This window comes from uncultured Streptococcus sp. (assembly GCF_915066115.1).
Taxonomy (GTDB): Bacteria; Bacillota; Bacilli; order Lactobacillales; family Streptococcaceae; genus Streptococcus.
The window spans coordinates 1-3,768 of record NZ_CAJZDT010000149.1 but is presented as its reverse complement, the minus strand read 5'-3'; the positions used below and the strand labels follow the sequence as shown (position 1 = coordinate 3,768).

The 3,768-nt window shown below is 43.0% G+C and carries 2 protein-coding genes; both read right to left on the bottom strand.

Features of this window, described 5'->3' with window-relative positions; translation table 11 throughout:
- Positions 1-178 precede the first annotated feature (178 nt).
- Positions 179-1,528, bottom strand: a complete 1,350-nt coding sequence (gene comB / locus QZ565_RS08550; protein WP_295528230.1) for a competence pheromone export protein ComB — start codon at positions 1,526-1,528, stop codon at positions 179-181.
- Positions 1,529-1,540: 12 nt separating this feature from the next.
- Positions 1,541-3,694, bottom strand: coding sequence for a peptide cleavage/export ABC transporter ComA (gene comA / locus QZ565_RS08545; RefSeq protein WP_295528227.1), 2,154 nt, complete (start codon positions 3,692-3,694; stop codon positions 1,541-1,543).
- Positions 3,695-3,768 lie beyond the last annotated feature (74 nt).

Sequence of the window (3,768 nt, the reverse complement as noted above, 5' to 3'; positions counted from 1 at the left end):
TTTTGACATTTTAAAGTTCGCCTTTCGTATTACTTGAGCACATTTTACCACAAAAAACCTAAAATTACAAGAATTTAACCGAATAAATAACACATTCACTCTAAAAATCGTAAAGAAAAAACTGCAAGAAGTATCTTTCTCACAGTTTTAAAATCATTTAACTCTAAAAATACGAACATTACTCTTTATTCAAAAATTGATCCAAATAATAACGCAGGTAACTTTTCTTACCTGTAATCATCTGTAGACGACCTTCCACCCCATATCGAAGTTTTTCAGTCTGCTCCGAAGTTAGATTAGTCTCCGCCTCAATTTTAAAGAAATTCCCTTTTTCAGTCTTGGTAGCTGTCGCATCAATACTGGTAATAGTAGAATCTAGGAAAAGTTGATTCTTGGCATCATGAGTCGTAGTATAGCGAACAGAATCACCGACCTTGATCCTTGCTACATCTTTTGAACTTAGATAAGCTGTAAGTTTGGCTTTCCCTTCTTTTTCCAAGGATGGATAGAGTTGGGCTAGTAGGGTTCCCTCTGCAACCATGGTAGAATCACTGGTCTCAGGATTAAGATGAAGTACCCCATCCTCACTTGCTGTAATTTTCCCCTTGTCTAAAAGATTTCCCTGAACCTTCTTACCTGACTCTGCCTCCAAAATTTTCTGGTCTAGAAGGGTCAATTCCTGACCAACCTTAGCCAAGTGTTGGGATTTGAGAGACTCCAATTGACTGCTTAAGCCTGACGCATAGGCTTGCTGGGTACCTGAACCTGCATACTGGACACGGTAAGTAGCAAGACTGGATTCTAACTGAGAAAGCTGTGCTTCAACCTGCGCAACTGCTTGTACCTTAGCTTGCAGATTTTCCTCGCCCTGAGACTTGTAGGACTGGTAGAGAGAGTAGGCTGGATTCTGACTGGCCAAGGAAGCACCTGTTTCAATAGCTGACTTAGCTGTCTGGTAATCGCGAATTTTAGCCTCTGTTTGGCTAATGAGGTTGCCGATTTCGGCTTGGGTTTGGCTAGTTGCTGCATTCTGGGACGCAATGGTCTCATTTTGTTGCGATGTACTAGCCCTAAGACTACCTGCTTGGCTGAGGTAGTCGCGAAAGGTGGCTTGGTAGCCAAACTTATCCTCCTCTGGAAAGTGATTCTCCCCTTCTTGCAGACTCTTTTGCAAATACTCCAATTGCTTTTTTTGATCCTTGAGCATGTCCAACTGACTGGCATAGGCCTCTACTTGAACACCCTCTGCCCCTTCCTGATATTGAACCAGAAGATCTCCCTTCTTAACCAACTTATTTTCTTCCAAATGATTGACAAGAATGCGATTGTTGCTAGTTGACTGGATATTTGCAAGGATACGACTAGGCTCGACAGTCGCTCTTGTAGACAAACTCATCTCCTTCTCTGCAACAGTTGCAAAGCCAAGTAAAAACACGAACAGAAGGGACATGGGTACAATCACCCGACTGGAAAAATTATGGTAACGACGATTATAAAACTCCGCACTTTCTAAAAATTCTGGTTTCATCCTCTCCTCTTTCTAGCTATTGACCAAATGGGCATAAAAGCCATCCTGTGCAAGCAAATCAGCATGATTTCCTTCTTCGACAATCTTGCCCTGATCCAAGACAACAACCTTCTCTGTCCGCTCTGCAATGGTCAAGCGGTGAGCAATGAAAATCAAGGTCTTGTCTAAAGCCATGAGATTATCGACAATTCGCTTCTCTGTCAAAATATCCAAACTGCTAGTCGCCTCATCCAAAATCAAGACAGGTGCATCTGTCAAGAGAGCACGCGCCAGAGCGATTCTCTGACGTTGACCACCTGAGATCCCTGCCCCATCCGAAGTCAATTCTGTCTGGTAATTCAGTGGCATCCGCTCGATATCCTCCCGAATCTCTGCCAATTCGACCGCCCGTAAGATATCCTCCTGTGTCGTCCCCTCCTTGGCTCCTAAAAGTAGATTCTCCAAAATCGTTCCGTTAAAGACATAGGGCTGTTGAGGCAGATAATTGATGTACTGGCGCAGGGCTTTTTTATCAATCTGATTAAGATTGACACCACCCAGACTAATCTCTCCCTGACTTGGATCATAAAAATTAACCATCATCTTGGCCAATGTCGTCTTACCTGACCCTGAAATTCCCACAAAAGCCACCTTAGAGCCTTGGGGAATGGTCAAATTGATATCTGACAAGACATCTCGACCATAGCCATACTTGTAGGAAACCTGCTTGAAAGTCATCTCTCCCTTCATCAAGCTCAAATTCTCAACTGTTTTCTTCTCCTCAAACTCAGAAGCTACCAGATAAACCTCATTCAGACGGTTATTGGCAACCCGCGCTGTCTGAAGCTTAGTTTGCAGATTGATGATATTTTCCAAAGGATTGGTAAAGTAAACAAGCAAGGTATTATAGGTAATCAACTGCCCCAAACTCATCTTGCCATCCATGACCAGAACAGCCCCCATCCAGAGAATGCCGACATTAAGCAAGAGATGGGCAATTTTTTTCAGAGCCTTTTGCTGACTCTCTGCCCGACTATAGGTAAAGGATTTTTTCAGATAATCCACAAATTCCTTGTCAATCTTTTGATAACGTGAACTTTCACTAGTCAAGGACTTGATCGTTTCAATACCGTTGATGTCCTCAATGATAGAAGAAGACAGAACCGCATTGGCTTCCATGGTGTCTCGATTCATCTTTTCAAACGGCTTCATAAAGGCAAAGATAATCACTGTATAGATAGGAAGTGCCAATAAGGTCATAAAAAAGAGATTAGTATTTTGTGAAAATAAAACAAGAGAAATAATGACAACCGTTGACACATCTAGGAAAATCGACAGAATGGTCGAAGCCAGCGCATCGATGATACTGTTAGCATCCGTAAAACGAGACACGATTTCCCCTGTACGACGTGTCGCAAAAAAGGACATAGGCAGGTGAAACACATGCTTGATATAGGATAAAATCACATCAATCGACAGGCGTTGCCCCAAAACAAGCAAGAGATACTCCTGAGCATAAGACAAGATCTGCTGAAGTATGTAGACGATGACCAACCCAATAGAAATAATCCCCAGCGTCGAACGCATCTGATCTGGCACATAGGTATCAATGATAGACTGCAGATAATAAGAACCCACAATGTTAATCACGGTTACCAAGAGTGTTGCCAAAACGATATTGGCAATCAAGCCACGCTGCTTCACTAATATAGGGATAAAAGAGAGAAGACCATTCTTCTGATCCTTATGAGGCTTGTAGTCTGGACTAGGTGCCATAAACAGAGTCACTCCCGTCCATTCTTCCGCAAAACGCTCACGTGGCAGTTTGGTCAATTTCACCCCGGGATCTGGATCAGCAATATGAATGCTGTCCTTATCCTGCCCAGTCACCACATAGTAGTGGAGCAATTTTCCTTCCTTAAGCACATGGGCAACAAAAGGAAAAGTCAAATCTGGCAAGTCAAAGAGCGTCATATCCGCCTTGATCGCTCGCGTCTCAAAGCCAATCTCCTCTGATACCTTGACCAAGCCCAAAGCCGTCGTCCCATCCATGGTAGTCTTAGCCAATTCTCGCAAGTGAGCTAAAGAATAGTAACTACCATAGTAGCCAAAAACCATGGCCAATGAAGCTACACCGCAGTCCATCTGATCCACCTGCGGACGATAGTGACGTTTCCCAAATTTCATATTCATCTCCTTTTTCCTAATACTCAATGAAAATCAAAGAGCAAACTAGGAAACTAGCCGCAGGTTGCTCAAAA

Excerpts from the sequence above, each read along its gene's own strand:
- comB (WP_295528230.1), bottom strand. The coding sequence starts at position 1,528 with ATGAAACCAGAATTTTTAGAAAGTGCGGAGTTTTATAATCGTCGTTAC.
- comA (WP_295528227.1), bottom strand. The coding sequence starts at position 3,694 with ATGAAATTTGGGAAACGTCACTATCGTCCGCAGGTGGATCAGATGGAC.